The 2,519-nt window shown below is 73.0% G+C and carries 3 protein-coding genes; 2 read left to right on the top strand and 1 reads right to left on the bottom strand.

The window, feature by feature from the left end; all coding sequences use genetic code 11:
- The coding region (locus tag HW445_RS26520; RefSeq protein ID WP_180223412.1) for a universal stress protein at positions 1–332 on the top strand (332 nt) is incomplete at its 5' end.
- A gap of 45 nt (positions 333–377) precedes the next feature.
- A complete protein-coding gene (locus tag HW445_RS26515) occupies positions 378–875 on the top strand; it encodes a hypothetical protein (RefSeq protein ID WP_180223411.1) in 498 nt (165 codons plus the stop codon).
- 76 nt (positions 876–951) lie between these two features.
- Here HW445_RS26515 and HW445_RS26510 read toward each other — a convergent pair.
- On the bottom strand, positions 952–2,519 hold a 1,568-nt coding region (locus HW445_RS26510; protein WP_180223410.1), incomplete at its 5' end, for an N-acetylmuramoyl-L-alanine amidase.

Genomic DNA, 2,519 nt, shown 5'->3' with positions numbered 1-2,519 from the left:
CGCTGCCGATGATCGACGAGTCCGACGTCGCCGCCGAGACCCGGGAACTCGCCGAGGAGAGGCTCGCCCCCCTGCGGGAACGCCACCCCCGGGTCGCCGTCGAGATCGCGGTGGAGGGCGGCGACGCGGCGGGCCGGCTCGTCGCCCACTCCAAGGACGCCGAGCTGGTCGTCGTCGGCCGCCACCAACGGCGGCTGCTGGTGCCGACGCGGATGGTCGGCTCCGTCACCCAGGCGGTGCTGCTGCACGCCGCCGCCCCGGTGGCCGTGGTCGCCCCGCACCCGCACGGCGACGCGGGCGACACCGACGGCACCGGGCCCGCCGGGGAGTGAACGCCCGCACGCCGTGAAGCCCGGCGGGCCACGTACCATGGCGGCATGTCGTTCCTCCGCCGCCGCAGCGCCACGCCCGCCGGGCCCGACTTCGACGTCCTGGCCATGGACCCGGGCGACTGGCCCGGCAACCTCGGCGCCGGCCTGCTCCCCGCCCCCGACGGCAGCTGCCAGGGCGTCTTCCTCCGCTACGACCTGTTCGGCAACCGCGGTCCCGCGATGATCATCGGCAACCTCCCCGAGGGCTCGCCGGCCCGCGACGTCCCCGAGGGCGAGGTGCCGTTCGAGGTCGCCCAGCTGCTGCTGGCGCTGGAGAACGACGAGGAGGTCACCGTCACCGGCGCCGAGGACGTGCCGGTGCTCCAGGGCGACAACCTGCTGGTGGTCCGCCGCCTCAAGCTCTCCGAGAGCCGGATCTCCTGCGTCCAGTTCGACCGCAGCGACAACGTGCTGGTCACCATCGCCTCCTGGGACCGCCCGATCACCGAGGACCTCTATGCGCTCCTCAAGCCGCTGCCCGCCGAACTCTTCCGCCAGGGCTGAGCGTCCGCGACCCGCACACGCGAAGGGGGCCGGACCACCTCGGTGGTCCGGCCCCCTTCGCGTGTCCACCCGCGGATCAGGACCTGACGACGTCCACGTCGGAGGCCTTCACGAAGGCCACCCGGTGACCCAACTGGATCTGGTAGTAGTCCTCCTGACCCCGCACCACGGTGCCCCTGCCGCCGAACGTCGTGTTCCAGAAGTACTCCGGGTGGAACCGGTCGCCGGCCACGTACCGCTGCCCGGCCTCGAACCGGTACGGCAGCGGAGCCAGCGACTGCACCGGGACCCCCGGCGGATAGGCCGACGCCTCCGGGTACGCCCGCCCGTACACCGGCACGGACTCACTCCCCGCCTTCGGCGTCACCACCAGACCCTTCGTCGGCACCGCGGTCGGCCGGTCCGCCGGGTTGCGGAACCAGGCCTTCTGCCCCAGGTACCAGATCGCCGTCCAGTCGCCGGCCCGTTCCGCGACCACGAACTGCTGGCCGGTCGAGGCACGGGCACCGACGTCGTTGACCCCGATCGTCGTCCGGCCCTCGTTCTTCGGGTACAGACCGATGTCCTTCACCAGCGCGGCGTCCTCGGACGGTTCCGCGTACAGCCGCACCTCGCTGGAGCCGTGCGGGGCGCAGGCCACCCCGGCGCTCACGCAGCCGGTGTAGACGGGCTGGTGGGACGCGTAGTCCGGGCGGACCGTCACCACGTCGCCGTGCGGGCCGGCGTTCCGGTGGAACGGCGCCCCCATCAGCTGGAAGTAGTGCGCCCAGTCCCAGTACGGACCGGGGTCGGTGTGCATGCCGGGAATGTTGGCCGGGGTCACGCCGGGGATCGCGTCGTGGCTGAGGATGTGCTGCCGGTCCAGCGGCACGTCGTGGCGCTTCGCCAGGTACTTCACCAGGCGGGCCGACGAGCGGTACAGCGACTCCGTGAACCAGGCGTCCGGCTGGGCCAGGAACGCCTCCTGCTCGACGCCGATCGAGTGCGCGTTCACGTACCAGTTGCCGGCGTGCCAGCCGACGTCACGGGCCTTGACGTGCTGGGCGACATGGCCGTCGGAGGAACGGATCGAGTAGTGCCACGCCAGGTAGCTCGGGCGCTGCACCAGCATCAGGGTGGTGTCCCAGGTCGCCTCGGTGGAGTGCACCACGATGTAGTCCACCGACTGGTCCGCGGGGCGGTCCGCCAGGTCGTGGTTGCCGTAGTTGCCCGGATCGTCGCCGCCCAGGTGCTCGTACGGCGCCGGGATCCACTCGCAGGCCACCGTCGGCGGGCACTCGGTGCCGTCCTGGTCGAGCTCGCGCAGCCCGGCCCGCTCCAGCTGCGCCGGGTCCGCCTTTGCCCGCGGATCCGCCGCCAGCACGATCCGCTCGCCGGTGTCGGTCACCCGCTCCTGGCCGGCCGCGATCACCGAGAACACGTCCTGGGCGAACATGGCGGCCGTGGCGCTGTCGTCCGCACCGGAGTAGCGGGCGATCGCCGCGTACCAGTCGGCCGGGTTCCCGCTCAGCGGCTGCCCCAGCTCGCGCTGGGTCCGTGCCAGCAGGGCCGCACCGCCCTCCACATTGGCCGCCGGGTCGGTGCGCAGCTCCTCGGCGGGCAGACCGGTCAGCGCGGACGCCGCCCCCAGGGTGCGCAGGTGCG

The organism is Streptomyces sp. UH6 (genome assembly GCF_013421635.1).
Taxonomy (GTDB): domain Bacteria; phylum Actinomycetota; class Actinomycetes; order Streptomycetales; family Streptomycetaceae; genus Streptomyces; species Streptomyces abyssomicinicus.
Note: the sequence above shows the minus strand (reverse complement) of the source record. Positions and strands in the feature narration are given on the sequence as shown.